Source organism: Paenibacillus rigui (assembly GCF_002234615.1).
GTDB lineage: Bacteria > Bacillota > Bacilli > Paenibacillales > NBRC-103111 > Paenibacillus_S > Paenibacillus_S rigui.
Genome location: NZ_NMQW01000037.1, coordinates 39,264 through 64,357, shown reverse-complemented (window position 1 = coordinate 64,357; position 25,094 = coordinate 39,264). Strand labels below are relative to the sequence as shown.

The following is a 25,094-nucleotide window of genomic DNA, read 5'->3' as shown; positions in this document are numbered from 1 at the left end:
AAGTTCCTGTCCTAAGCTTCAGGACGAGAACTTATGTCTATCATTTTTTTGATCTTATTTTACTTGGATGCGATCATTGCCGATAAATTGACTTCCATCCTCCAATCGACCGATCAGCTTCACTTCCACATCACCCGATTGTCCCGAAAGCGCCTGAAGAAGCTGAACACGGTCAAATTTAATGGTGAATCCGTTTCTGCTGTCTCCTCTTGTCATTCCCGCCTGAATGGTTCCACCGTTATAGACATTCATGGAAACGGAAGAGATACCGACAGGTGTTGAACCGGCATATTCCGGAAGATCTACCTTCACTGTTATGGAGTGATCCCCACCGTTACTTTTAGTATTTAACGTGTTCGGAGAGATCTGAACCTTTGCAGGATAAGTTACATAAATGTTAGGTGCTGGAGGCTCGGTCATGCCCTCGCCCAAATAATAGCTCGTATGAGGCGGTTGATTATAGGCAACATTTTGCCATGCAACATCCAGACGGTACACCGGATCATGCATGAGCGTTGGAAACCGGTGTTCGGTAACGTCCGTCGTTGTGTAAATACGCAGGGCGCTGCTGTCAGCCGTTCTCCAAATCGCTTCCTCCCGCCAATCACCCAAAATATCAGCCTGCAAGCTTGGGTTGCCCTTCGTCGTATTGTTGGACAACGTTCCCGATGCAGTTAACAGATTAACGGTGGTCCCGTTGATGTAATCCCATTTATCAATCTTGCCTGGTCCTGCTGTAATGGCTGCATCGTAGTTATGGTCGAGAAGCTCGCGAAGCAAATCGCCATCCCACCAAATGCCGAAATTCACCGACGAAGGTGTGGTGCTTCCTAGCTTTTCACCTTTGACTGTATATAAGCCTACACCGCCTGAAGCCCACTGCTCTTCGCCTTTGTATCGGGGATCGATGTCGGCAGACATGCCGCGGCCGGTGTCTTTCCCTGTAAAGACACCCCAAATCACTTTACCCGTTGCAGCATCCCACTCCGCTGCACCATAAGGTGAATCTTTATGCTCCATGACTTTGAATACTTCAAGCCCTGGTCTGTCAGGATCCAGGTCTCCTACATGGAGAGCATCGCCATGCCCCAGACCTGTGCTGTACAGTACTTGCCCATTATCATCAAAAGTCATTGCACCGTAAACGATTTCATCCTTTCCGTCTCCATCGACATCAATCGCCGTCAAGCTGTGGTTCCCTTGTGCTTCATATAACGGATTGCCATTACTGGTGAAGCTCCACTGTTTGGTAAACTGGCCGTCTCTCCAGTTATAGGCCACCAAAGAAGTTTTGGCATAGTAACCGCGCGCCATGACAAGACTCGGTCTTTTGCCATCGAGATAGGCAATAGTAGCAAGGAAGCGGTCAACCCGGTTGCCGTACGCATCGCCCCAATCCGTTACCTTGCCTCTTGCAGGTTCAAATGGCACCGAAACCAGTTCTTTACCCGTTGCGCCCTCGAATAACGTAAGATATTCCGGGCCGGACAGCACATATCCTGACGCATTCCGATAATCCGCGTTCTTATCTCCAATGACCTTGCCCGCGCCGTCGACAGCCCCGTCTGCTGTTCTCATCGCTACCTCGGCTTTACCGTCTCCATCCAAATCATAGACCATAAACTGGGTGTAATGCGCTCCAGCACGAATATTCCGGCCAAGCGAAATCCTCCACAGGAACGTACCGTCCAGCTTGTACGCATCCACGAACACGTCGCCGGTAACGCCGCTCTGGGAATTGTCCTTCGAGTTGGAAGGATCCCACTTCAGAATGATTTCATACTGACCATCGCCATCCACGTCTCCTACACTCGCATCATTTGCGTTATAGGTAAAAGTAGAGCCGTCAGGATTCACTCCGTCTGCCGGTTTATGGAGGGGAACATCGAGGTAGGATCCTCCCCATACATTCACTTTATCGGAGCTTGGCTGTTCCTTGCCATTCACCACTGCTCTTACGGTATAAGTACTAGCTGACGTTCCAGATGTATCTAAATAATTCGTACTGATTGTGATGGGTGTCATATTAACCTTCTTCCCATCACGGTAAAGGTTAAATGAAATGCCGGACGGTTCGGTACCAAGCAGCCTCCAGCTTACAAAGACACCGTCATTCGTTTTTACAGCCACGAGTCCCCGATCCAGAAATTCCATCTGGCGCTTCTCATGTGAGGCACCGGCAGTTATTTGTGCAGGTTCATCTGCAAACGCTTGCAAAGGTACGCACAAAGCTGCGATCTGTAAAGAGCCGAGTAAGCAAATACCGGTTTTCTTCATTTTCCTTTTCCATTTCCATTCCTTCTGCATTCATTCGTGCCTCCTTGGACTGGTTTTTTTGTCACGTTGATGACATGGTGACTTCACGAATGTTAAATCATGCATCCTGTCCCAGCAAGAGGAAATTTTATTTTCTTTTGGACTCTTTTGCCGGCAAAAAAGTATTATTTCGTAGAAATAGTCCAATCTTACAAATTCCCCCTCTCCCTTAAAAGGATTATTCCAAAGACTACTAGAATTTATATGAAATGATAAGATTTAACTATGATTGGAGACTGCAATGACCTTCCCCATTTGGATTAACCTTGGCTTTACGAAGCTGCACCCTCATATCCTGTTTGAAGCGCTAGCCTATTTTATCGGTTTTCGCGTTTATTTAATGACACGAAGCAAAGATAAGCTGCCTGTTGAACAAGGGATGTGGGTCATTGTAGGTGCGATTCTCGGAGCTGCTGTCGGCTCCAAGGTGTTGTACTGGCTCGAGGATCCTCTGAAAACAATAGAGAATTGGAGCAGCTATACCTATTTAATGGAAGGCAAAACGATCATTGGCGGGCTGCTAGGCGGATTGATTGGTGTAGAGTGGATCAAAAAGCGCATTGGTATTACACGCTCCACCGGGGACGATATGGCGCTTCCTATTATATTGGGTATGGCGATCGGACGCATCGGCTGCTTTATGACCGGACTGGACGACCATACGTACGGTACTCCTACATCTTGGGGTACAGGCGTTGATTTTGGTGATGGTATCCCCCGTCATCCTACTCAGCTTTATGAGATCACTTTCTTGCTGCTGCTCGGCGCCTCACTGCTTTATTGGAAACGTCGGATGAATATGCGTACCATTCCGTCGCTCTCAGCAACCAGGACGATTCCCGAAGGAGCTCTGTTTCAGCTGTTTATGACGGGTTATCTCTTATTTCGCTTCGGGATCGACTTTATCAAGCCAACGCCTCATCCGTTTCTTGGCCTTAACAATATCCAGTTAGCCAGTCTGGTTGGTTTGATTTATTATGTATCCGTATTGTGCAAATGGGTTGGGAAAACACATGGCCATTATAAGGAGGCTTACCATCATGTCAACAAAAAATAGACCCTACATCTTCTACGAGCTTACAAACAGCATATGCTCCCAATGTCTGCGTAAGGTGGAAGCGAAGGTCATCATCGAGGATAACCAAGTCTTTCTTCTTAAATATTGCGGAAAGCATGGACGTGAAAAAGTATTAATCGCCAACGATGCTGCATATTACAAGAAGTGCCGAGAGTTTCTAAAGCCTGCAGAAATGCCTCTGCATTGGAACACGCCGATCCGGTATGGCTGTCCTTACGACTGCGGGCTTTGTCCCGACCATGAGCAGCACAGCTGCCTAACATTAATCGAGGTGACAGACCGGTGCAATCTCCAGTGTCCTATCTGTTATGCAGAGTCCTCGCCGCAGCGGGAAACATGGCGCTCGCTAGAGCAGATAGAGAAAATGCTTGATGCTATCGTACGTAACGAAGGGGAACCTGATATTGTACAAATTAGCGGGGGAGAATCGACAATTCATCCGCATTTTTTTGACATACTTGACCTCGCCAAAAGCAAACCGATCAAACACATCATGGTCAACACCAATGGCATCAAAATAGCCCAGGATCGTGAATTTGCCCGTAAATTGGCGAATTATATGCCTGGATTTGAAATTTACTTGCAGTTCGACAGCTTTGAAGAAGAAACACTGCGCGAGTTAAGAGGAGCTGATTTGAGGGACATTCGCCGCCGCGCCTTAGAGCATCTGAACGAATTCAATATTTCAACAACATTAGTGGTTACCCTTAAAAAAGGGTTGAATGATCATGAGATTGGCGACATCATCCAGTTCGGACTGAAGCAGCCCGCTGTGCGCGGCGTTACCTTCCAGCCTATTCAAGCTGCCGGTCGCCTGGAAGCTTATGATCCTGCTAAGGATCGCCTGACGCTAAGTGAGGTTCGGCAGCGTATTATCGAGCAATCCGGCCTGTTCCGTGATGAGGATATGATCCCTGTTCCCTGCCATCCCGACTGCCTGGCGATGGGTTACGCGCTGAAGCTTGGTGACGAGGTACTGCCGCTAACGGGGTTAATGGATCCGCAAATCTTATTGGAAGGCGGTCGCAACACCATCGTATTCGAGCAGGACCAGACCCTCAAATCCAAAATATTCGAGCTTTTCTCGACAGCGCATTCCCCGACCTCTTCAGCCCTGTCGCTTAAAAATCTGTTGTGCTGCTTGCCTATGGTCGCTGTTCCAGAAAATATCAGCTACGATAACGTATTTCGTGTCATTATTATGCAATTTCTGGACCCCTACAATTTCGATGTGCGTTCCGTCAAAAAATCTTGTGTACATATCGTCCATCCGGATGGACGAATCATCCCATTCGACACGTACAATATGTTCTATCGTGGCGATCAGGAAAAGAAGCTGGCCGAGCTGCGGCAAGAATTTGATTTACAATCGGGAGGTGACCCCCATGAGTGATGATGACAACAAAGTACCGCAAGACAACTTGCACCAAGAAGAACCTGCTCTTAACACCTTTGATAATTCTGATGGATTTAATTCTCCTTCACAGAACAAGCCTCCAAGCCATGCCAAACAGGTATGGCTCGGCATTGGGTTATTGACACTGCTTCATCTTTTACTTTTTGCGGTTCCTGTTGCATTTTTTTTCATCAGTGTCGCGCAGCTCGTCTACCTGATTCCGGCTTTAATTTTGTTCCGGAAAAATAAGGGCCTCGTTCAAGGCTTGCTGATTGGAGCAGGTATTACTTTTCTGTTGAATGCCGCTTGCTTCGGACTCTTGCTGGGCGGGAATTTAAGATTGTAATATGTTGGGCCTTCTGTGTCGTAAATTTATGCAAACTTGGTGCGGCTTATCTGATATTGGATGCCTGCCGTCGTATTGCTTAACTCCTCCGTGACGATCCAATCGTCGTGCCCTTGGTAGGTTTGTCCTAATTCCCGTCCAAGCTCAAGCTCAACCGGAGAGAAAAATTGGGACGTTTCCATAAATTCGTCCATAAACTGCGGTGTCTGGGGTTCCTTCTCCGTATCGGAATATTCGAACTCCTCATCACTTTCGAAAAACGCTTGCTGAGGTACCTCGTCCATCTCGATCTCATATTCCTCAAAGAGTTCATTCCAGCCGCCGGCGTCTTCTTTTTCGTCATACACATCGGAATACTGGTCAAATTTCCCGGCTTTTTGCGTCTTACGGTCCTTGGAAGCCTTCGCGTAGAACTTCTCGCCGGGAATATCCATCCCTCCAACCGTCGTACCCGAATCGGAAGTGAGGCTATTCGCTTCAAAATATACACCTTGCTCCTTGCGGGTCGGCGTTTCGATTTGGGTACGGCGACCGTGCTGCCCGGTGTCGTATTGCTCCGGACTCATCATGGAAGGAATGGTTCCGCTAGGAAGGGGCTCCTGCTCCTGATCCGTTGTACGTATCTTCGATGTTCCGCCAGACGAAAAAACTTGTTTCTTCTTCGAGCCCAGAATAACCCGCTCTTTCTTGGACAGCTTTGTAATCGTATCTTCATAGGCTTGCTGATGCCCGCGAGTCAATTGAGGATCTTTTTTTCTTTTTTTCTTCTTGTAATGATCCTCTCGATCCGTTACATGCTTACCGGAGCTGCCAACAGTGTCTTCTGCATAATCGCTCAAGTCCTCGCCGCCATATTCTGACTTGCGTTTACCTGTTGGCCGGCTTGTGATATCCGTGTCCGTAAAGCTGGAAGCCGGATTTTTTCCGACATGGGCATTCCAGTGGACCTTACCGCTTCCTTTTTCCTCGACGACGGTCAGTGACATTTCATCGAGTTCTTTTTTTTGCTTTGCATTGAGCTTCTTGCTCTTATGCAATTCAAATTTCTTCGATTTCGAATTTCTTGTCCAACGCAGTGATTTTTCGTCTAATCCCGTGTGCGACATAGGATACCATACAGGCAGCATCCCCTGATTTTCCTCTTTATGAAATTCCGTATTGTCCGTGGGAGCCCCTATTTTTTCATTTGCGCGGTAAAAGCCTTGCCGATTCTTAATTTTTTTGGCTTTGGTCAAGCTTTGTTGATCTACAGGCTTGATTGTCGGGACGATTGTTGTATCTCCCCCGATGTGCGCATAAAAGGCGGACTGGTCCGGATAATCATAAATTTGAGTGCGATCCTCATGCCTATTTCTTACCTCAGTCTGCTCCTGAGACGTTAGATTCTTAAAATCATCATCCTCTTCATTCAGCTGCGCCAGATTTCCGTTGTAGGTAACCAGCCTTTGTACCGTATTGGATTGTGCAACGCTTAGAGCGGATATCTGCGGCTTATCCATATACACTGGATCGCTTTCCGCGGATGGGGGAGCTTCGTTTTGCCGAAAAATGGAGTCAGAGGATTCCAGCAGTCTTCTGGTATGCTGGTTTCCTAGTGTTCGTTGTAAATAAACCGCATGCTGCGGCAGGAAGGGACCGGAAGAGGCAGGAAGGCCGCTTAACACGGGCTCTGCAGCGTTTGGGGTTGATATGGCTTTTCCTTGTCCACTTGGCTGCAGCTCCTCCTGCTGTCGATTCCAATGGGAAATAGCGCGTTGGAATGGTTTCATCACTCTGAACACATCCTTCCAAATCATGGGGCAAATTTAAATAGCAATCTATAGCTCTTTCGACATAAACACGCTGTACGGATCTTCCCTGTAATCGGCGAACGGTCCGCAGTATTGGAACCCCTTGCTTTCATAGAGCCTTCTGGCAGGAGCAAAGGATTCCATAGAGCCTGTCTCCAAACTCAGCCTTTGATAACCACGCCCCTTGGCGACCTCAATCATATGCTCGAGAATGGATTTGGCCACTCCTTTTCTCAAATGGGCCGAAGACGTTCTCATCGATTTTACCTCCGCATGGGTACGGTCCAGCTCCTTCAGGGCACCGCAGCCGAGCAGCTCGTCCTCCTCCCAGGCACTCCAGAAAGTAATGCCTGGCTTTTTTAGCTGATCGACATTGAGCGCATGACTGCTTTCCGGAGGGGTTTCCTCCAGCATGCCCAGGAGATGCTCCCGAATCAAGGCTTGAATTTTGTGGCCGGTTAAATCATCGATTTTAATTTTCAAGCAGATCCCTCCGCCCTTCCATATAAACTAAAAAGGAGGCGCAAAGTCTTATCCCCTTGGCCTCCGTTGTATGTCCTTATTTAGGCTGAATGTACCCTTCGGTTTTCAGCAATTCAGCGATCAGAACCGCACCGCCTGCTGCGCCGCGCAGCGTGTTATGCGAAAGACCTACAAATTTATAATCATAGATCGAATCCTCGCGCAATCGGCCGGTCGAAACGCCCATACCGCGTTCAATATCGCGATCCAGCCCCGTTTGAGGTCTGTTTTCTTCTTCAAAGTAAGTGATGAACTGCTTAGGTGCACTTGGCAGAGCAAGCTCCTGCGGTCTGCCTTTGTATTCCAGCCAACGTGCAAGAATTTCTTCCTTGGACGGCTTTTTCTCGAACGATGCGAACACTGTAGCCAAATGTCCGTCCGTAACCGGAACACGGATACATTGGGTAGTGATCAACGGAGCGGCTGCCTTAATGATTTGGCCGTTCTCGACATGGCCCCAGATGCGCAGCGGCTCCTGCTCGCTTTTCTCTTCCTCGCCGCCGATATAAGGGATCACATTATCGAGCATTTCCGGCCAATCGGTAAAGTTCTTACCGGCTCCTGAGATCGCCTGGTACGTCGAAGCGACAACTTTCGTCGGTTTGAAGTCGCGAAGCGCGTGCAGCGCAGGCACATAGCTTTGAATGGAGCAGTTAGGCTTCACGGCGATGAAACCGGTAGAAGTACCGAGCCGTTTTCTTTGTGCCGCAATGACCTCGATATGCTCCGGATTAATTTCCGGAATGACCATCGGAATGTCCGGTGTCCAGCGGTGAGCCGAGTTGTTGGAAATCACAGGCGTGCCGGTTTTGGCGTAAGCCTCCTCCAACGCCTGAATTTCATTCTTCTTCATATCAACCGCGCAGAAGATGAAATCGACTTGGGAAGCGACCTCCTCCACCTTGGAAGCATCCTGAACGATAATGTTTTTCACATTCTCAGGAATCGGCCCTGCCAGCTTCCATCTGTTTTGCACCGATTCTTCATACGTTTTACCTGCGGAGCTTGCGCTTGCCGCAATAGAGGTTACTTTAAACCATGGATGCTGATCGAGCAATTGGACGAACCGCTGCCCTACCATGCCTGTTCCCCCGACAATACCTACTTTTAATTTCTCTGCCATATGATATCCGAATCCTTTCAAAATGGAATGATTGCTATGTTACACTTGCTTGCCCAACAAAAAAATCCCACCCCCAAGACGTAAGTCTTGGGGACGAGATCCTATACTCGTGGTACCACCCCAGATTCGCGAATATGTCGCCATATTTGCCTCTTCAAGTACGGCAAGCCATTGGTTGGAATGCTTATACTTTAGCTCTGTAACAGGAGCTCCTGGCGCACCATCCCCCTCCTGGAAGGTTCCGATGAGCTGCTCTGAGTCTTTGTTCAATAAGCCATTCTTTGCTCCGTCTCAGCGCTGGGGAGCTCTCTGTGAAAGAATCCGGTTATTTACTCGTCTCTTCATCGCATTTGATCATTGTTGCAATTATATTATCAAATATCGTCCGTGTGGTAAACCTCTTTTTTCAAAAAAGTTTCAGCACCTGTCATTTCATGTCGAGCTTATATATCATATGGCGCTTCCCTGCCAATAGTGACGATTGGTTATTATGAGATGTTGCTGCAATGCTTACCCTTCCATCACGTCGGCGTGCAGGTCTCCGGCAACCTCCAGCATCTTGGGAATGACCGCTTCGTTCGTCCCCGACACGTAAATATCCCCCTGATAATGGCGAAACGGGATTTGAACCTCCCCGAAGCTCCACATAAAGAAATCACCTTCAATGGACATGGTGGTGGCGCCTTTTACTGTATAAACGGGCGTATACGTAAAATCCGGCTTCGTCGCGAAATACTGCTTGCATTCCTCCAAATCGATTCGTTGTTCCGGTTGCTGACGGGTTCTTGTAATCACATAACGTTTACTCATGGTCATGCCTCCAAATAGAAAAGGTCAACTTTTGTTGGTTCAGGTACCGCAGTAAGTCCGGTAAGGCCGGGCCGAGTTCTCTGGAAGCGTGCAATACTCCTCCTGCTCGGCCATGTAAGCAAAGGGCTGGGAGAGCGCCTGAAGCAGACGCTCCATGACGCTGTAGTCCCCTTCATTCACCGCCGCTTCCAAGGCTTCCTCGACGCGATGGTTGCGCGGAATAACTGCGGGATTGCTGTTCTTCATCAGCTGCAGCGAGGAAGCCTTCGATTCCTGCTGTCTGCCTAGTCTCGCACGCCACCGCTCATGCCACTCAGCAAATTCCAAGCTGCCGATCATGCCAGTCTCTTCCGGTTTATCCAAGCTTAAAGCGCGGAATGTATTGGTGTAGTCCGCACGATTTTTTTGCATGATAAGAAGCAAGTCATCCATAAGAGACTCGTCCTCTGTCTCCTCATGAAATATTCCAAGCTTTGCTCTCATTCCTGCAAGCCAATGCTCTTGAAACAGCTCGCCAAAATGGGCTAACGCCTTCTCGGCTAATTGAATCGCCTCCGCTTCATCTTCATGCAGGAGTGGCAGCAGCGATTCCGCAAATCGAGCCAAATTCCACGCGGCAATACGCGGTTGATTCCCGTAGGCATAGCGGCCCTGCACGTCGATGGAACTAAACACGGTAGCCGGGTCATACGCATCCATAAATGCACAAGGGCCATAATCGATCGTTTCCCCGCTCACTGCCATATTATCGGTGTTCATCACCCCATGTATGAAACCGACAAGCTGCCACTTGGCAATCAGCTCGGCCTGACGCCGAATCACTTCTTGAAGCAGAACAAGATAGCGGTTTTGGTTCTCATTGATTTCAACACTAGAATAATGTCTTTGCAATGTGTAATCAGCAAGGGCACGAAGTTCCTCATCGCTGCCCCAATTGGCTGCGTATTGAAAGGTACCGACACGCAAATGACTTGCAGCTACGCGGGTAAGAATGGCTCCGGGCAGCTCGGTTTCGCGAAGGATTGCCTCTCCAGTCGTAACTACCGCCAAGCTGCGGGTCGTTGGGATGCCAAGGGCATACATGGCTTCACTGATGATATATTCGCGCAGCATCGGTCCAAGCGCAGCACGCCCATCGCCCCCACGAGAGTATGGCGTTCTGCCGGAACCCTTCAGTTGAATATCAAACCGTTCGCCTTGAGGTGTGATTTGCTCGCCTAGCAGTACAGCCCTGCCATCTCCCAGTCTATTAAAATGACCGAATTGGTGGCCTGCATAAGCTTGAGCAAGAGGGCTGGCGCCATCGGGAATCCGATTGCCTGCAAATATCTTAATGTTATCTTGACTTCGAAGCGCATCGGCATTCAAACCGAGAGAGGCAGCCAGCGATTCATTTAGAACAGCAAGCTTAGGCAAAGGTACCGGAGCTGGATTGAGCTCGGTAAAAAAAATATTCGGCAGTCGGGCGTAGCTATTGTCGAGGTTCCATCCGCCTTCGTTCCCTGTCGTTTTCTCTTCCATTGTATCCCCCTTGTTCATTGTCATTTGATTTATAGTATAGTCATTTATTTTCTCTGAGTCCAAAATAAACCTCTTTAGTGTCTTCTTCTACCCGTTTATTATACCCTTTCCAGCCTGGGATGGCATCTTTTATAACGACTGCATTTTGTGCTGTTTATATATAAGCTTTCCCGATGGAATAGCCAGGTCTCCCTTTGAGCAAAGTAATTTCGTAGTAAACATTGTATAAGAAGGAGTCTGCGGCACCCTCCGCCGTATGGTGAATTGAAATGGTAAACAAAAAAGGTTTCAGCCTAAGAATAGGGCTAAGTCTCATTTGCTTTGCGCTTCTTTCCGGTTGGACATGCTCCAGGTCCGTCCCTTCCACTCAAGGGTATTATCAAAACCCGATCCTGCTTCATCGAGCGGATCCCCAGATCTATAAGCATAGGGATGGATATTATTATTTCATGTCCTCCGTGCTCCCTGACTTCGATCGTCTGGAGCTTAGAAAATCCAAGACTTTAACCGGCATTAAGGACACCAAGCCTGTCGATGTATTCTTAAAGCAGCCGTCCGGACCGCTTAGCCATAATCTATGGGCACCGGAAATTCATTATATCCATAACAAATGGTACATTTATTTCTCCGCAGCGGGCACCCCCGAGGTGTTTGACCATCGGATGTTTGTTCTCGAAAATAACTCCCCCGATCCTACCCAAGGCACTTGGGTCTATAAAGGACAAATTGTCACGAATTGGGACAGCTTTGCACTGGATGCAACCGTCTTTTCGCATCGCGGAAGCCTGTACCTGGTCTGGGCGCAGCATGATCCCGCCATTGCGGGCAACACCAATCTGTACATTGCCAAGATGCGCAACCCATGGACGATTGAGGGAAAGCAAGTCATGCTATCCAAGCCTGACCTCGTGTGGGAACAGCAGGGCTTTTGGGTCAACGAGGGCCCTGCTGTGCTGAAACGGAATGGTCAAATTTTCCTCACCTATTCCGCGAGCTCCTGCGATCCTCGTTACCTTATGGGAATGCTTCGTGCCAGTGATACAAGCGACCTGCTTCGTGCAGACTCCTGGACGAAGTCGCCGGTACCCGTCTTCCAATCCAATCCTGCGGCCCATGTGTATGGGCCCGGACATAACAGCTTCACGGTGTCCCCTGACGGAACCGAAGACTACCTTATGTATCACGCCTATTCGTCGAATACGGTTCCTACCTGCTTCGGAGATGAGCGCAGCGTACGCATGCAGCGCTTCTATTGGCGGCCGGACGGTACGCCCGATTTCGGCCAACCGGTATCCGAGGATGTAAAATTGCCGCTTCCATCGGGGGAAGCGGCTCAACAGAAAAGGTAACTATCAGCTATACCTCAAGCGGCTTGACCTCGCCATAAGTAGGCGTCGCGCCATGCGGAGCGCCAACATAGCGCACCGCATTCGCGATGACCCGCAGGACATCCTTATTATAGTAAGTAGGATATGCTTCATGCCCGGGTCTGAAGTAAAAGATTTTACCTAAGCCCCGTTGATATTCGCAGCCGCTGCGGAATACTTCCCCGCCGTGAAACCAACTAATAAACACAAGTCTCTCTGGAGCCGGAATGTCAAAAAACTCGCCATACATTTCTTCCGGCTCTACCTCAATATACTGGCCGATGCCCGCAGTAATCGGGTGTGCAGGATCTACAACCCATAACCGTTCCCTCCTTGCGTCCTCCCGCCATTTCAAATCACAAGTCGTTCCCATCAGCCGCTGAAATATTCGCGACCGATGTCCGGAATGCAATACAATAAGGCCCATGCCTTGAAGCACTCTGGCCTGAATGCGGTTCACGATTTCGTCGGACACCTGTTCGTGGGCCAAGTGCCCCCACCAAATCAACACGTCGGTTTGCTCCAATGTTTCCTTCGTCAGGCCGTGCTCCAACATTTCCAAGGTGGCAGTTCGCAGCAGAAAACCGTAAGGCTGAAGCCCTTCAGCCAAAGCGATATGAATCCCTTTAGGATACACCTTGGCGATCTGCGGGTCGGTCCTCTCGTGAATGTATTCGTTCCAGATCGTCACCCGCGGTGACCTTTTTTCGAATGATAAGCCGTTTCCGATGACCATTCTCATAGGCGTTTCTCCCCTTATCGATCTAATACCTGTCACGTCTAAATGGCATGCCCGCACTCATATACTGTACAGACATGGTATATGAGGATGTGAAACTATTGAGAAAATATGTTGCCCGCAGCGGTGACACGCTACGTTTCGTTGCACATCATTTGGATATGGATCTCGGGCATCTGATGTTGGAAAATCCGCATATTGCCTTGCCTGACAGTGACATTGCCGGTCAAGTCATCACCATCCCCTCGGAAACACATCCTGCCTCACAACAGCGGCTCATTGCTCCCTTCTGTCCGCCCTTGACCGAACCTGAATACCTTCGTACCTGGATACCTCTCACAACTGCAGAGCAAATGGCTGCGGAAGAGTACGATGTCCTGATCATCGGTACAGGTGCAGGCGGCGGGGCGGCCCTGTGGAGATTATGCGAGCAGTGGGGAAAGAACGGTAAAAAAATAGGGATTGTCGAAAGAGGCCCGCTCTTTGTACCTACCCATGTGGCGAATATTGCAACGATTAATTTTAATACTTTTCGGGCGTATCGTCCCCCGGAAGTGACTTATATGGCCGGAGACTATCTCCCGCAGTTTCCCGGTATGAAGCTCATTTATGCGCTGGGCGGCCGGACGCTGCTGTGGGGGGCCGTATCCCCCCGCATGTATCCGGGTGAATTTGCCGATTGGCCGGTAACAGCTGCCGAAATGGAATTTTATTATAAAATTGCAGAGAACGTAATGAATGTCACAACCGATTACACCAAAGATTCTACCGTTACTCAAATCCTGTTAAAACGACTTTGGGAGAACGGTTACCCGGAGGCCCTCGATATTCCCATTGCAACCGAGCTGACACCGACTCAATTGGGGCATATCCGTTCAAATGTGTTCTTTAGCTCCATCCTGTTCTTTGCCCGGGCTCTCAGCAAACGTCCCTTTGATTTGGCCGTCAATACCACTGCCGTTCAGGTGCTGACTGAGAATGGAAGAGCTGCAGGCGTGAGAGTCATGACACCTGATCGCAGGTCTCATGTGATACGAGCCAAAACTGTCATCGTCTCCGCCAGTGCCCTGCAAACCGCACGGCTCCTGCTGAATTCGAAAATTCCAGGCCCGGCGATTGGACACTATTTGACGAATCACTCTTATTTGGTAGCTACACCGAAAGTCAACACAACGGGATTCCCGGATGAGCTGGGGACTCTGGGTATCCTTGTGCCGCAGTCAGCTGGGCGTCCCTATCAACTGCAGTTTCAAGGGCTGGAGCAATATTTTCATTATCAATATGAGGAGAAACCAAGAAAGAATGAGTGGGATCTCACTTATTTCGTGTCGGGTAAGGTGGAGTCTCGTTTCGAAAATATGGTCTATATCGACCCAAACAGAATCGACTACTATGGTATGCCGGAACCACAAATCCGTTTCTCCTACAGCGCTAAAGATGGAGAGGTGATTAGGTTGATGGAAACTGCCATGCGGCAAGCCGCCTCGACAATGCAGCTAAGCTTTCCCCCAGGTTCCGTATGCATGATGCCTCCGGGAACCGACAACCATGAATCGGGCACCTGCCGGATGGGAACGAACCCTTCCACATCCGCTACCAATGCGTACGGGCAAATTCATGGCATTCCCGGCCTCTATTGTGCAGATGCCAGCGTCCTGCCTTCTATAGGGGCGACGAATCCGACTTTGACGATCGTAGCCCTAGCGATACGAACGGCCGATTACATCGCCCGGGAGATGCAATCCAATTGAGTCAGCCGATGGCCGTCACAGACTGAAATATCTCCACCGTTCACATGGAAGCTCTGCCCGATCACATAGGCCGAATCATTCGCCGGAAATTCGATTGGGACGTTCTGACATGTAGGATGAAGCCGTAATTAGAGTACATGCACATACCTCCGGTCCTCTCCCCCACTTTATGCTGCTATAGGGTCATGGGTGAATGTCCCGATGAACAACTCTTTCAGCCGCGGCTGGAAGATTTTTTTTTGAAAGATGCAGCGATGGTTACGACGAGGAGCGGCAGCAGATAAGCAACGGTTGCTTCTAGCGGATGAAGTACGGTAACGGCGTTCACCCATCGGGTCTCCCCTTTGGCGATGAACAGCATGGAGAATAGAAAGCAGGCCAGACTTACAGGAAAAACAAGCAGCTTATCGTTTTGCACACGAAACAGCTTCGTAAACGTTTCCTTGATAACAAACACAGTAATACTTGCTTTCATGAATGAATTCACTATCAGGGAGAAGCCGATAACCGACTCGATCCGCTGGATCACTCCCATCATATCAACCGTTTGCGCAACTTCAAACATCGAATATTTTCGTTCTGCGGCCATGGGGCCAAAAGTCAAAATTGTAGTGAGAGTGACGCACAGCAAACAAAATCCATTCAGGAGCAGCGCCGCATACATTCCTTTGCTCAGCATACTCTGCTCATCCGAGTTCACATAAGGAAGCAGCATGGAGAACAGGAACAATTCAACATAAGGAAATCCATACGCAAAGTAAGCCCCCAGAAGCACTGGCTTAAACCCGTCCGGCATCACAGGCAATAGGCTTTTCATGTCATAATGATTCGATGCAAGTATAATGATGAGGAATACAAACACGATGACAAAAAACATAGGAAGCACGAACATGCGCGACATCGTTTCCAGACCACTGCGCACTGTAAGAGCCACCACGATAAACATGGATAATGTAAACACATACAATGGGGTCTGTCTCATCATCGAGCTGGTCATAAATAAACCGATATCCAGAACTATTCCGCCTGCCATATGAAACTGAAACCAGATGGCCGGTATGGCGAGACAGATCGTCAACCACCTGCCTACTACAGCTTCGCTTGCCTCAATAAAGGACAAATCCGGAAATTTACGATGCAGCAGCAATATACAAGAAAGGACGATCCCCCCTGCCGTGAGGGCCAGCAAAAGAGAAATCCAGGCACCGTTCTTGGCGTAAGCGATTAATGGGCCCGGGATATTAATAATCGAAGAGCCTGTCATAAATGTGAACAAAAGGAAGGACATTTGATAAGCGCCGATCTTCTCCTTTGTTCTCATCCGAACACGCCCCTTCGACTGGACTGTACTTCTACTGCGGTGCTTTCAAGAAATCTATAATCCTATGAGCCGGCTTGTCAAAAATCGCGTCGGACAAGTCATATACATACGGCCATTTCAAGTGAAAAGCATAAACCAGACTCAAGTACATCGTGCAAAGCACAACCAAGGCATATACCCACTTATCGCTTCGGGGCTGCTTGAACAGGAGGCGTACGTCATAGCTTATCATGACTGAGTAAAGAATGATGAGAATCGTCACTTGAATCCCCATATCTGTCCATTCACTTCTTTCTCAAAACCGTTTTGTCTACGTTCGTTCCGCTGCTCATCAAGTTAACCTCAACCTCATACTCGAATGAAGTACGTGCAAAGATATCTTCCCAATCGGGCTTCCATTTCTTCCAGGTGGCCGGTTGTTTACGGTATACCTCATTGCCTAGGCCCAAACCGTCGAATTTAATTTTCTTCAAATAGTCCGTCGTGGATTTCAGCTTTTGTTTAATGGCTTGCTCGGCTTTTGTTGTGAATGCCTTTTGTTGCTCCATGGTTTCAATCTTTCCGGTGCATGTAAGCTCAGACATTGCAGCTTGCACTTGAATTTTATAATGGACAACGGGCGGTTTTTTGTGAAAATCCGCATTCATTGAGCTATGCAAGGATAGCACCTCGATCGTCTCCACTTGTTTCTTGGCTGCTCCTTTTCCGCAAGGAATCCTCACCATTCCGCTCTTGTATTTATTTATCAGCATTTGCAAGCCTTCCATCTTCTCTGCACTCAGATGTCCGATCATTTTCTCTTTTTTTATGAGTGCGGCCCCCTCAATGCTCATAACCGTCATAGAATCAATTTTGTTTATAAATACATAAGGCATCAGGGCGTTCCCGACCTCGCTTTTCGTTTGTTTTCCCAGCTCAAGCAAATTCATTTCTAATGTTTTGCCGTTACTGGACGCCGATGAACGCTGTCCTTCAAGCAGCTGCTGGCTGATCGTATTCTCAATTAACGGGTGCAATTGCATATAGTCGGCGGCACGTCCTTTTGTAATCATGATCGGCGCAATAATCCGAGGCTCGTGATCCCGGTAAAAAAAATCCAAAACATCCGTAAGACCTTTGGTTTTGGCTAACTGATCACCGATAATAATGATTCGCATGTGGCTCCACTGCATTTTCCTTCCCAGATGTCCGGGAATGTCACGAATCGCTTTGGCGATCGAGGTATCCGTCGCTTTAATATTAATGAAGGACATTTCATTCCCTTTGCTGCCCACCGCTTGGGCTGGCTTGAAGATTTGCGTCGTCAGCAGGTACTTGCCGTCATCGGTCTGATCAATGGCCAAGCCCATCACGAACCCTTTTTCCGGGAGTTCAGCCCGATCCCAGCACCCGGTCAAGAGAAGGAGCAGAGCACAGTTGACTGCCATTTTCATCTTCCAGTTCATGATCTGCCCTCCCGACGGTCTAGGACCTTCGTTTCTTAAGCTGAAGCTGTCGCGGTGACCTGAGCATGGTCTGCAGCGGTGCACGAATCAGGACATCGCTCAGCAGTTTTGGTTTAAATGGCGCCAATGGACTCATGTAGGGCTGCCCTAATGTACGCATATGGGCCAATAGCAGCCACATGAGCAGCAAAGCGATCATCAGACCGTAGCCACCTAGGAAGGCGGAGAAGACCATCAGCGGAAACCGCAGGATACGGAGTGCCACGGCAAAATTGAATTGCGGCAGGGAAAAGGATGCAATGCCTGTCAAAGCTACAATAATCACCAGAATCGGTGAAGCAACACCCGCATTGATGGATGCCTCTCCGACGACGAGGGCGCCGACGATACTGACCGCTGAGCCGACAGGTCGGGGCAGCCGGACACCGGCCTCACGCAGCAGCTCAAACGATAGCTCCATAATAAGTGCTTCGAAAATGGCCGGAAACGGGATACCTTCTCGAGAGTTAAGAATGGCCAGAAGCAGTACGGTAGGGATCAACTCCGTATGGAAGGTGCTTAAAGCGATATAAACACTTGGCAGCATTAAGGCAATAAAGAAGGCGATATAACGCATCAGCCGAATCAGACTTGCGATGAGGGTTCGTTGATAATAGTCCTCACTTGACTGGAGCAGTTCAGTGAATGTCGCAGGACAAATCAGGATCGAGCCGGTCCCATCCACCATCACGATGATTTTTCCATTAAGCAGCTCTGCGACGGCAACGTCCGGTCTTTCGGTATAGCGGCATTGGGGGAACGGATTGAGGCTGGAACCCTCAATAAGCTCCTCGATGTAAGAGGTTTCCAAAATTTCGCCGCTTTGAAGCCCATCTATTTTTTGTTTGAATTCCGAAAAGACTTCAGGCAACACCGCTCCTTCCAGATACCCGTAGGCGACCTGGGTCTTGGTCTCGCTCTCTACAGCAAAAATTTCGATTTTGAATTTGGTTGATTTCAGCCGCATACGCAGCATCCCGATGTTTTTGTCAAGGTCCTCGATCGTGCTTTCCTTTGGCCCAAGCACCACCGGTTCGGTCGTCGGCTCTGTAACCTGCCTCTTCTCAACCCCCATAGCCTTGTAGCTTAAAGCTTTATCCCACATGTCGAAAAAAATAACAATGTGACCGTTCAGCACATCAATTACCGCTTGATCCATGCTGTACAGCACGAATGCGGATTGTGCGGAGGCGCCGTCATTTTCATAAAAGGTAAACAGCTTCTCAGGCAGTATGGAGGTTCCCGGTCCCACCTGCTCCGTAACCAGATCCTGCAAAGTTTCTTTGAAGTAGTTGTGCTCCTTCTTCTGAACAAGTGTGTCGTAATATACAGAGATGCTGCTATATTTCAGATCGGGTCCATAATGCCAAGGCAGGATAGTGATGTCGCTGCAATTCGCGAATATCTCCTTCATCATGGCAAGATTATCCGACAACTGTGTGGATATGTCAGCTTGTCCGCTATCAGATGGCTTGTTCATCGTAGGTCCCCTCAAACTAAGGATGGCGAGCTAAGGGCTCGTGAAGAATCGATATAGCGCTGTCTGCTTGTACGGCTTGTCCGGAGCGAGCACGGTCGAAGGGAAATTAGGATGGTTGGGGGAATCAGGAAAGTGCTGGGTTTCCAGACACAATCCCGCATGCTTCCCGTATGCAGCACCATCCTTCCCCTTCTCGCTGCCGTCAAGGAAATTCCCTGTGTACAGCTGCAGACCGGGCTGGTCTGTAAATACATCCATCCTGCGCCCAGAAGCAGGCGCATAGACGGAGGCGGCATGGCGCATCGTGCCCACCTTGCCGCTTAGCACATAATTGAAATCGTAGCCCTTCGCATAAAGGATCTGCGGATCCCGGGAGCGGATTCTGGAGCCGATCGCAAAGGGACGGCGAAAGTCCAAATCGGTGCCTGCCACACGCTGCAGTTGTCCGGTAGGTATAAGCTCCGGATTGACGGGGGTAAACCGTTCAGCATGAATCGTAAGCAAATGATCCAGTATATCCCCATTTCCTTGACCCTTAAGATTGTAATAATTATGCTGTGTCAGATTGATTACCGTCTTCTGATCGGAGGCCGCAGAATAATCAATTCGCAGTACGTTATCGTCTGTTAAAGTATAGACAACCTTCGCCCACACATTACCAGGAAACCCCTCTTCTCCATCCTTGCTCCAATAACGCAAAGCCAAGCCGCTGCCATGCGGGACCTTCGTTCCCTCGGCTTTCCACACCCGTTTATCGAATCCGCGCACGCCGCCTGCAAGTGTATTCCTGCCATCGTTTACGGATAAATGGTAGGTTGTTCCGTCGAGGACGAACGACCCGTTCGCGATCCGATTGGCATATCTTCCGATGATTGCACCAAAATAAGGCTTATTCCCGGTTCGGACATAATCCATCGGATCGGCGTAGCCTAACAGAACATCGCCTAATTTGCCGTTACGATCCGGAACTCGAAGTGAAAGCATAATGCCCCCGTAGTTCATTATCTCGGCCTGCACTCCGTTCGGATTCTTCAGCGTGTAAAGGTAGATTCGCTCACCGTCCGCCGTTTCGCCAACCGGCTGTTTAGTGATTGCGGGTGTATCGTCGGCATAGGATGTGAAATCAGGCGAAAGTGTGGCTGTCAGACAGAGGAGAAAAGAAATAATCCATCTCATATATCCAATTTCCTTTGGTTAATGTCGTTTCTTCTATAACATTCCAATAAACCCAGAAAATTATTCAGAGGCCTTTTCCCTAAGGAACAGAGCTGAGCCATGCTCACGAACAATATGATCCGCTGTACGCAGGGCCTGTGCAATGGTGGTCAGCGTGTTGTTCTCAGCTCCGATGAACGGAAGCACACTATTGTCCGCGGCATAGAGACCGGAAACCCCATGAATATTCCCATAAGGGTTGGCAGCAGAGGTATTGGGGTCATTCCCGATTCTGCAAGTCCCTGAATCATGATGCAGGTCACCGAAGGGAGTCAGGCAAATGGGCGGATTGCCGTTACGGGAAACCAGACGAATGCCGGCATCCGCCGCAATCCGCCTTATCCCCGCTTCCATCTGACGGACAACCGACCAATCCTCATCGCTAAAGGAGAAGTGCACCTTTATTTCGGGCACGCCAAATTCGTCTCTTTTGTCATAGTTCAAGCTGATCCGATTATCAAAGCGTGGAGATACCTTACCGTATCCGTAAAAATTGACCGTTGTTTCCGTGGAAATTGGTCTTTCCAACGCTACCGGGTACCAGTAGAAGCCTTCAGGTCCGGTTAGCAAGACGGAATACGGTCTTTGCTCTGTTTGTGGAATCATGACATTCAAGGGTCCCCAAGGAATGGGAAAGTTCCGGGTGCTGGTTTCTCCGGTCGCTTGTATGAAGGACTGTGTCGTCAGATAATGCCCTAAGGCCTTGTTCTGGATACCGGAATACATGAGCAGCCGCGGCGTCTCAAACGTACTGGCGCAGACGACGACTGTCTTGGCTTTCAATGTGTACTCCTTCTTATCTAAAGAAGCGACCTTGACTCCCGTTACTCGACCGTTATGATGCAGGATTTGCAAAGCTCTTGCATTTACGGCAAGATCATAGGGTCTCAGATTGAGCGCCCTGGCCAGCAATGAGATAGAACTGGTAAAGGTATCGGTATGAAGCTGACCATAGGTTGACGGTACGATATCCGCTGCTATCGGCAGTGGCGCTGCATAAGGGTATCCGCGCATCCAGAGGCGCTGCAGCACAATCTCGGTAAAGGAGGAGCCCTCGGCAAAGGATCGGCTTACATGCATAATCTGCTCGGCAATCCCGTAATAGCTTTGCATTTCTTGAACGGAAACAGGCCATTTCGCCAAGTCCCATGGGTACAGCCGAGGCGAAAACGCATACCAGAATAGCGTTCTCCCGCCCAAAGCAAACAACTGTCTGGCCCCTTTAAATTCAGGCTCGGATCCTCGCAGCGGTTTGGACAAGTAATTGAAGTAAGCTGTGAGACGCTCCTCATTCATTGTCGTTAAATTCCGGGCATGCGTCGGTATGATCGAATCACCCCGTTCAATAATCCCGATCCGCTTCCGCTGCTTCTTCCATTGCTCACATAACCTCCAAAGGACGGAGCCTCCTCCAGCCCCGGTTCCGATAATCAGCACATCATATTCCTGCTGAGCCATCTGCTCGAGCGGGGTAAGCGGAATCCAGTGATTCAGCATTTCCTTCGGGCCCGAAGGACACATAGGGAGCCCCCCGGTTGTACTGTAGCTGGCTCCGCTATCCCGATCAGCATCCGGATTTACAGGTAAATATACGGTTCTGCCTGTGATGATTTGGTCCGCATGATCAATGCCCGGATTCAGAGCAATAAGCTCCTCAACGGCAAAACCGTTGAGCTCGGCAATCCTTCTCAACGTCTCGTTCTTGTTGGATACCCAGATTTTCAAAGTATCACTCCCCGCTCCGCTTTAATTCAGATAGAGATGATATGGCCAGCTCCTCTTACTTATCTTATAAAGAATGCGGCTGGATATGACTTTGGAAAAAATCCGAACCATGCACAATGAGCTTCTTCTTGCCGTACGAGCTAGTCTGCTTTGTCCCGCCCAGGAACGTAAAAACATCCCTTACGGTTTTCATAAGGGATGTTTATAAGCTTATTATAGTATGAGTTAAATAAAATCATGTGACCGCTACAAAACCATCCTTCTTATGACGCTGTATCAAATGTCAATATAATCGGATACTCTCGATTCAAGGATTTCAACTAAGTCCTCGTCCATAAATGTATATTCGTCGGGGATATCCAAGCATATCATTGTCTTACTCCCTAACTCCGCTGCAAACTTATCCCGGACTCTCCTAGCGTGCTTTTTCTCCATGACAAAAATAAGATCCGCCCACCTGATATGTCCCTCGGTTACCCGAATCCTTGCGTTCTCCTCGGTTCCGGCCGATCTCACTTCATGACCGTTACGTCCGTTAAAAATTTTTTCAGCAGTCAAGCTTCTCCACTTGTTTCTGCTGCATAGAAAAAGGATTTGAATCTTATTCACGCTCCATCATCGAAAATTATCATACGTTATTGCAACAGATCAAGTATCGTTGCTGCGGAATTTTCCGCAAAGGCTCGATCAGGGCGAGATTTCAGAAACACGGTAAGTCCGATCATGGCGACGACAAGAGTCTGGGCTACCCTTTTGGCATTCACATCGCTTCTGAGTTCGCCGGCTCTTATTCCTCGTTCAAGGGTTTCTTGAAAAATCACCGTTAAATACATCTGGTGCTCTCTTGTCAGCACTTCAAATTTGGCATCATGTGGCGCCAGCTCAACCATCGCATTAAGGCAGAAGCACCCCCGGTTAGGTCCTTCTCCATAGCCTTCCGCAATTATGCCTTCAAATAATGAACGGAAAGCTTCTTTGACCGATGTACCGCTTTGAAGTCGGGCGCGCAAATAGGATGAATGAAATTGATTGTATTTGCGAAGTGCAGCTTCAAAAAGCTCCTTCTTGTCCCCATACGCCGAGTAGAGACTGGGGCGCTGGATGCCCATTTTAGCCGTTAAATCACTCAATGATGTCGCTTCATAACCTTTCTCCCAAAATAGTTCCATTGCTGCCTGCAGCGCTTTTTCTTCATCGAATGCCCGAGGCCGTACCATAAACAACACCCTTTTCATATCGATCAGTATAATAAAATCTTATCTGAAACAAGATCTATAGTCAAATTAGTTCCATATTTCGCTTGACACAACACCGATTGTTACTCTGCAGTGCCCATCAAATGTTATATACCGTTCAGTATGATATAGTATTAAGGTATGATCCGGAATTTTAGAATTAGAGGTAAGCAATAAATAAGCCGCGAATAAAAGACCGGAGTTCAATGGACCCCGGTCTTCTGTCATAATGGCTCTTTAGAGCATGCTGGAAACAGCAGTAACTGGAGTGGAATACACTCTATTTCCTCTGTCTCGTAAATAACAGCATCATAAACGAAATGAGGATAATCGCACATGTCCACACCCAAGCCATAGGCATATTCCCTGCATCGACCGCGACAAAAATGGCTGTCGGAATGGTCTGTGTCTTACCGGGAATATTCCCGGCAATCATCAAAGTGGCCCCGAATTCGCCCAGACTGCGGGCAAATCCAAGAATATAAGCAGTAACCAATGAGCGGACTGTCAACGGAAGCGTGATATAGCGCAGCACCTGCCATTCGTTGGCTCCACTGGAGCGCGCAGCACCTGCCAAATCGGGATCAACCGAAGAAAAACCGACCTTCATCGTTTGATATACCAATGGAAAAGCAACGACGATCGATGCTATGACAGCTGCCCACCAAGAAAAAATGAGCGGTGCGCCAAACAGCCCTTCAATCAGCTGGCCGAACCAGCTTCTTCTGCCCAATAAAACCAGCAGGATGAAGCCCACTACGGTAGGCGGAAGGACCAGCGGCATCATGATCACAGTTTCAACCAGGGTTTGACCTTTAAATGATCTTCGAGACATCCGCCAAGCCGCTCCCACACCAAGTACAATAACCACAAGACTGGATAAAAGGGCTACTTGCAGTGATAGCCCGACCGGAGTCCAAAATTCATGCCAATTCATTGTCGCCCCAACTATTTCAAAACGGAGAATCCGTATTTTACGAAGATATCAAGCGTTTCTTTGGACTGCAAAAAGGTGTACAGGTTCTTCGCTTCTTCACTATGCTTCGTCGCTTTCACGATACCGATAGGATACTCAACGGGAGTGTAGGTTTTGGAATCGACGGCAAAAGCCACTTTAACTTTCGGCGTTGTCAAAGCATCGGTCTTATAGACGAAGCCCACATCTGCATTTCCGGTTTCCACATATTGCAGCACTTGCCGGACGTCTTTTCCTTGTACGATTTTGGTCTGCAGGGGATCCCACAGCTTCACGTTGGTAAGCGCCTCTTTTGCATAGCTTCCTGCCGGCACACTCTCTGGAATGCCGATCGCAACCTTCTTCACTTCAGCTTTGGATAGGTCATTCATACTCCCGACCGATGCTTTTCCCTCCGTAGAAACGACAGCTACCAGCTCATTGGTCAGCAGTTTTTTTTGCTGATTCCCATCGATGAGCTGCTTGTCTACGAGGGCCTTCATGTTCTTGGCAGCAGCGGAAAGGAACAGGTCAGCCGGTGCCCCCTGCTCAATCTGCTGCTGCAGCGAGCCGGACGCGCCGAAATTGAAGTTTAATTTAATGCCGGGATTTTTACTTTCAAATGATTTTTGAATCTCTTTAAGGGCATCCGTCATGCTTGCCGCAGCCGATATGGTTAACTCAACGGTTTCAGCCGGCTTTTGACTTGAAGCATTCGCACCCGGGCTTTGCTCGTTTGCATGGCTGCCCGCAGGTGATTGCTGTGCTGTACTGCAGCCTGAGAAGACTAGCATTACGGTTAGTGCCATTGATAGAATCACACTAGATCTAACTAATTTAAACATGAATTCCCCTCCTTCGATATATGTAGTTATATTTAGATATATTTATTATAAATATCATCTCCGCGGTTGTAAACG

At 48.8% G+C, this 25,094-nt stretch carries 22 protein-coding genes and 1 other annotated feature; of the genes, 5 read left to right on the top strand and 17 right to left on the bottom strand.

Annotation, left to right across the window (positions count from 1 at the left end):
* Positions 1-54: 54 nt before the first annotated feature.
* Complete coding sequence (locus CF651_RS23370) at positions 55-2,307, bottom strand: rhamnogalacturonan lyase (protein WP_281254500.1); 2,253 nt, start codon at positions 2,305-2,307, stop codon at positions 55-57.
* Positions 2,308-2,557: 250 nt separating this feature from the next.
* On the opposite strand from CF651_RS23370, the gene CF651_RS23365 reads away from it, so the two are divergent.
* The 3 genes from CF651_RS23365 to CF651_RS23355 are packed head-to-tail and all read left to right on the top strand — an operon-like array spanning position 2,558 to position 5,136.
* Positions 2,558-3,373, top strand: coding sequence for a prolipoprotein diacylglyceryl transferase (locus tag CF651_RS23365; protein ID WP_094017297.1), 816 nt, complete (start codon positions 2,558-2,560; stop codon positions 3,371-3,373).
* Positions 3,357-4,787, top strand: a complete 1,431-nt coding sequence (locus tag CF651_RS23360) for a radical SAM protein (protein ID WP_094017296.1) — start codon at positions 3,357-3,359, stop codon at positions 4,785-4,787. Before CF651_RS23365 ends, CF651_RS23360 begins: the two co-directional genes overlap by 17 nt.
* Positions 4,780-5,136: a hypothetical protein gene (locus CF651_RS23355; protein ID WP_094017295.1), complete on the top strand. Its 357-nt coding sequence runs from the start codon at positions 4,780-4,782 to the stop codon at positions 5,134-5,136. The genes CF651_RS23360 and CF651_RS23355 overlap by 8 nt, the downstream gene beginning before the upstream one ends.
* 26 nt (positions 5,137-5,162) lie before the next feature.
* On the opposite strand, the gene CF651_RS23350 is transcribed toward CF651_RS23355, so the two are convergent.
* From CF651_RS23350 to CF651_RS23325, 5 genes are all read right to left on the bottom strand, one after another.
* Entirely contained in the window at positions 5,163-6,905 is a 1,743-nt protein-coding gene (locus tag CF651_RS23350; RefSeq protein WP_094017294.1) for a hypothetical protein, read from the bottom strand.
* A 48-nt stretch (positions 6,906-6,953) separates the two neighbouring features.
* The gene (locus tag CF651_RS23345) at positions 6,954-7,409 is read right to left on the bottom strand and encodes a GNAT family N-acetyltransferase (RefSeq protein WP_094017293.1); all 456 of its coding nucleotides are present in this window, start codon (positions 7,407-7,409) and stop codon (positions 6,954-6,956) included.
* Between the two features lie 76 nt (positions 7,410-7,485).
* Positions 7,486-8,571, bottom strand: coding sequence for an aspartate-semialdehyde dehydrogenase (asd, locus tag CF651_RS23340; RefSeq protein ID WP_094017292.1), 1,086 nt, complete (start codon positions 8,569-8,571; stop codon positions 7,486-7,488).
* An 86-nt stretch (positions 8,572-8,657) separates the two neighbouring features.
* Positions 8,658-8,925: a binding site (T-box leader), on the bottom strand.
* A gap of 156 nt (positions 8,926-9,081) precedes the next feature.
* Positions 9,082-9,381, bottom strand: coding sequence for a hypothetical protein (locus CF651_RS23330; RefSeq protein ID WP_094017291.1), 300 nt, complete (start codon positions 9,379-9,381; stop codon positions 9,082-9,084).
* Between the two features lie 39 nt (positions 9,382-9,420).
* On the bottom strand, positions 9,421-10,902 hold the full coding sequence (locus CF651_RS23325; RefSeq protein ID WP_094017290.1) for a protein adenylyltransferase SelO: 1,482 nt from the start codon (positions 10,900-10,902) through the stop codon (positions 9,421-9,423).
* 269 nt (positions 10,903-11,171) lie between these two features.
* Between CF651_RS23325 and CF651_RS23320 the strand changes: the two genes are divergently transcribed.
* Complete coding sequence (locus tag CF651_RS23320; protein WP_094017289.1) at positions 11,172-12,251, top strand: glycoside hydrolase family 43 protein; 1,080 nt, start codon at positions 11,172-11,174, stop codon at positions 12,249-12,251.
* Between the two features lie 7 nt (positions 12,252-12,258).
* Here CF651_RS23320 and CF651_RS23315 read toward each other — a convergent pair whose 3' ends face one another.
* Entirely contained in the window at positions 12,259-13,011 is a 753-nt protein-coding gene (locus tag CF651_RS23315; RefSeq protein WP_094017288.1) for a ThuA domain-containing protein, read from the bottom strand.
* 89 nt (positions 13,012-13,100) lie between these two features.
* Here CF651_RS23315 and CF651_RS23310 point away from each other — a divergent pair, with 89 nt between their 5' ends.
* A complete protein-coding gene (locus tag CF651_RS23310) occupies positions 13,101-14,759 on the top strand; it encodes a GMC oxidoreductase (protein ID WP_245856111.1) in 1,659 nt (552 codons plus the stop codon).
* Positions 14,760-14,973: 214 nt separating this feature from the next.
* Here the strand turns inward: CF651_RS23310 and CF651_RS23305 are convergent, their stop codons facing one another.
* The 10 genes from CF651_RS23305 to modA form a co-directional block, all read right to left on the bottom strand.
* Entirely contained in the window at positions 14,974-16,080 is a 1,107-nt protein-coding gene (locus tag CF651_RS23305) for a GerAB/ArcD/ProY family transporter (protein WP_094017286.1), read from the bottom strand.
* Between the two features lie 31 nt (positions 16,081-16,111).
* A complete protein-coding gene (locus CF651_RS23300; RefSeq protein WP_094017285.1) occupies positions 16,112-16,354 on the bottom strand; it encodes a hypothetical protein in 243 nt (80 codons plus the stop codon).
* Positions 16,355-16,364: 10 nt separating this feature from the next.
* Positions 16,365-17,525, bottom strand: a complete 1,161-nt coding sequence (locus tag CF651_RS23295) for a Ger(x)C family spore germination protein (RefSeq protein WP_094017284.1) — start codon at positions 17,523-17,525, stop codon at positions 16,365-16,367.
* Between the two features lie 19 nt (positions 17,526-17,544).
* Positions 17,545-19,044: a spore germination protein gene (locus CF651_RS23290; protein ID WP_094017283.1), complete on the bottom strand. Its 1,500-nt coding sequence runs from the start codon at positions 19,042-19,044 to the stop codon at positions 17,545-17,547.
* Positions 19,045-19,074: 30 nt separating this feature from the next.
* Entirely contained in the window at positions 19,075-20,220 is a 1,146-nt protein-coding gene (locus CF651_RS23285; protein ID WP_094017282.1) for an aldose epimerase family protein, read from the bottom strand.
* Between the two features lie 60 nt (positions 20,221-20,280).
* Complete coding sequence (locus tag CF651_RS23280) at positions 20,281-21,984, bottom strand: GMC oxidoreductase (protein WP_094017281.1); 1,704 nt, start codon at positions 21,982-21,984, stop codon at positions 20,281-20,283.
* A gap of 276 nt (positions 21,985-22,260) precedes the next feature.
* Positions 22,261-22,584 (bottom strand): low molecular weight protein tyrosine phosphatase family protein, encoded by a 324-nt coding sequence (locus CF651_RS32950; protein WP_245856119.1) that lies wholly within the window; start codon positions 22,582-22,584, stop codon positions 22,261-22,263.
* 35 nt (positions 22,585-22,619) lie between these two features.
* On the bottom strand, positions 22,620-23,201 hold the full coding sequence (locus CF651_RS23270) for a TetR/AcrR family transcriptional regulator (RefSeq protein ID WP_094017279.1): 582 nt from the start codon (positions 23,199-23,201) through the stop codon (positions 22,620-22,622).
* A 298-nt stretch (positions 23,202-23,499) separates the two neighbouring features.
* Positions 23,500-24,156, bottom strand: coding sequence for a molybdate ABC transporter permease subunit (gene modB, locus CF651_RS23265; protein ID WP_094017278.1), 657 nt, complete (start codon positions 24,154-24,156; stop codon positions 23,500-23,502).
* Positions 24,157-24,167: 11 nt separating this feature from the next.
* Positions 24,168-25,019, bottom strand: a complete 852-nt coding sequence (modA, locus tag CF651_RS23260) for a molybdate ABC transporter substrate-binding protein (RefSeq protein ID WP_094017277.1) — start codon at positions 25,017-25,019, stop codon at positions 24,168-24,170.
* Between the last annotated feature and the right edge of the window lie 75 nt (positions 25,020-25,094).

What these genes read in the sequence shown, in the direction of transcription:
- CF651_RS23330 (WP_094017291.1), bottom strand. Translation starts at nt 9,381, where the DNA reads ATGAGTAAACGTTATGTGATTACAAGAACCCGTCAGCAACCGGAACAA.
- CF651_RS23320 (WP_094017289.1), top strand. Translation starts at nt 11,172, where the DNA reads ATGGTAAACAAAAAAGGTTTCAGCCTAAGAATAGGGCTAAGTCTCATT.
- modA (WP_094017277.1), bottom strand. Translation starts at nt 25,019, where the DNA reads ATGTTTAAATTAGTTAGATCTAGTGTGATTCTATCAATGGCACTAACC.
- asd (WP_094017292.1), bottom strand. Translation starts at nt 8,571, where the DNA reads ATGGCAGAGAAATTAAAAGTAGGTATTGTCGGGGGAACAGGCATGGTA.
- CF651_RS23315 (WP_094017288.1), bottom strand. Translation starts at nt 13,011, where the DNA reads ATGAGAATGGTCATCGGAAACGGCTTATCATTCGAAAAAAGGTCACCG.
- CF651_RS23360 (WP_094017296.1), top strand. Translation starts at nt 3,357, where the DNA reads ATGTCAACAAAAAATAGACCCTACATCTTCTACGAGCTTACAAACAGC.
- CF651_RS23295 (WP_094017284.1), bottom strand. Translation starts at nt 17,525, where the DNA reads ATGAACTGGAAGATGAAAATGGCAGTCAACTGTGCTCTGCTCCTTCTC.
- CF651_RS23370 (WP_281254500.1), bottom strand. Translation starts at nt 2,307, where the DNA reads ATGCAGAAGGAATGGAAATGGAAAAGGAAAATGAAGAAAACCGGTATT.
- CF651_RS23285 (WP_094017282.1), bottom strand. Translation starts at nt 20,220, where the DNA reads ATGAGATGGATTATTTCTTTTCTCCTCTGTCTGACAGCCACACTTTCG.
- CF651_RS23325 (WP_094017290.1), bottom strand. Translation starts at nt 10,902, where the DNA reads ATGGAAGAGAAAACGACAGGGAACGAAGGCGGATGGAACCTCGACAAT.
- CF651_RS23350 (WP_094017294.1), bottom strand. Translation starts at nt 6,905, where the DNA reads ATGAAACCATTCCAACGCGCTATTTCCCATTGGAATCGACAGCAGGAG.
- CF651_RS23355 (WP_094017295.1), top strand. Translation starts at nt 4,780, where the DNA reads ATGAGTGATGATGACAACAAAGTACCGCAAGACAACTTGCACCAAGAA.
- CF651_RS23270 (WP_094017279.1), bottom strand. Translation starts at nt 23,201, where the DNA reads ATGGTACGGCCTCGGGCATTCGATGAAGAAAAAGCGCTGCAGGCAGCA.
- CF651_RS23290 (WP_094017283.1), bottom strand. Translation starts at nt 19,044, where the DNA reads ATGAACAAGCCATCTGATAGCGGACAAGCTGACATATCCACACAGTTG.
- CF651_RS23365 (WP_094017297.1), top strand. Translation starts at nt 2,558, where the DNA reads ATGACCTTCCCCATTTGGATTAACCTTGGCTTTACGAAGCTGCACCCT.
- CF651_RS23305 (WP_094017286.1), bottom strand. Translation starts at nt 16,080, where the DNA reads ATGAGAACAAAGGAGAAGATCGGCGCTTATCAAATGTCCTTCCTTTTG.
- modB (WP_094017278.1), bottom strand. Translation starts at nt 24,156, where the DNA reads ATGAATTGGCATGAATTTTGGACTCCGGTCGGGCTATCACTGCAAGTA.
- CF651_RS23300 (WP_094017285.1), bottom strand. Translation starts at nt 16,354, where the DNA reads ATGGGGATTCAAGTGACGATTCTCATCATTCTTTACTCAGTCATGATA.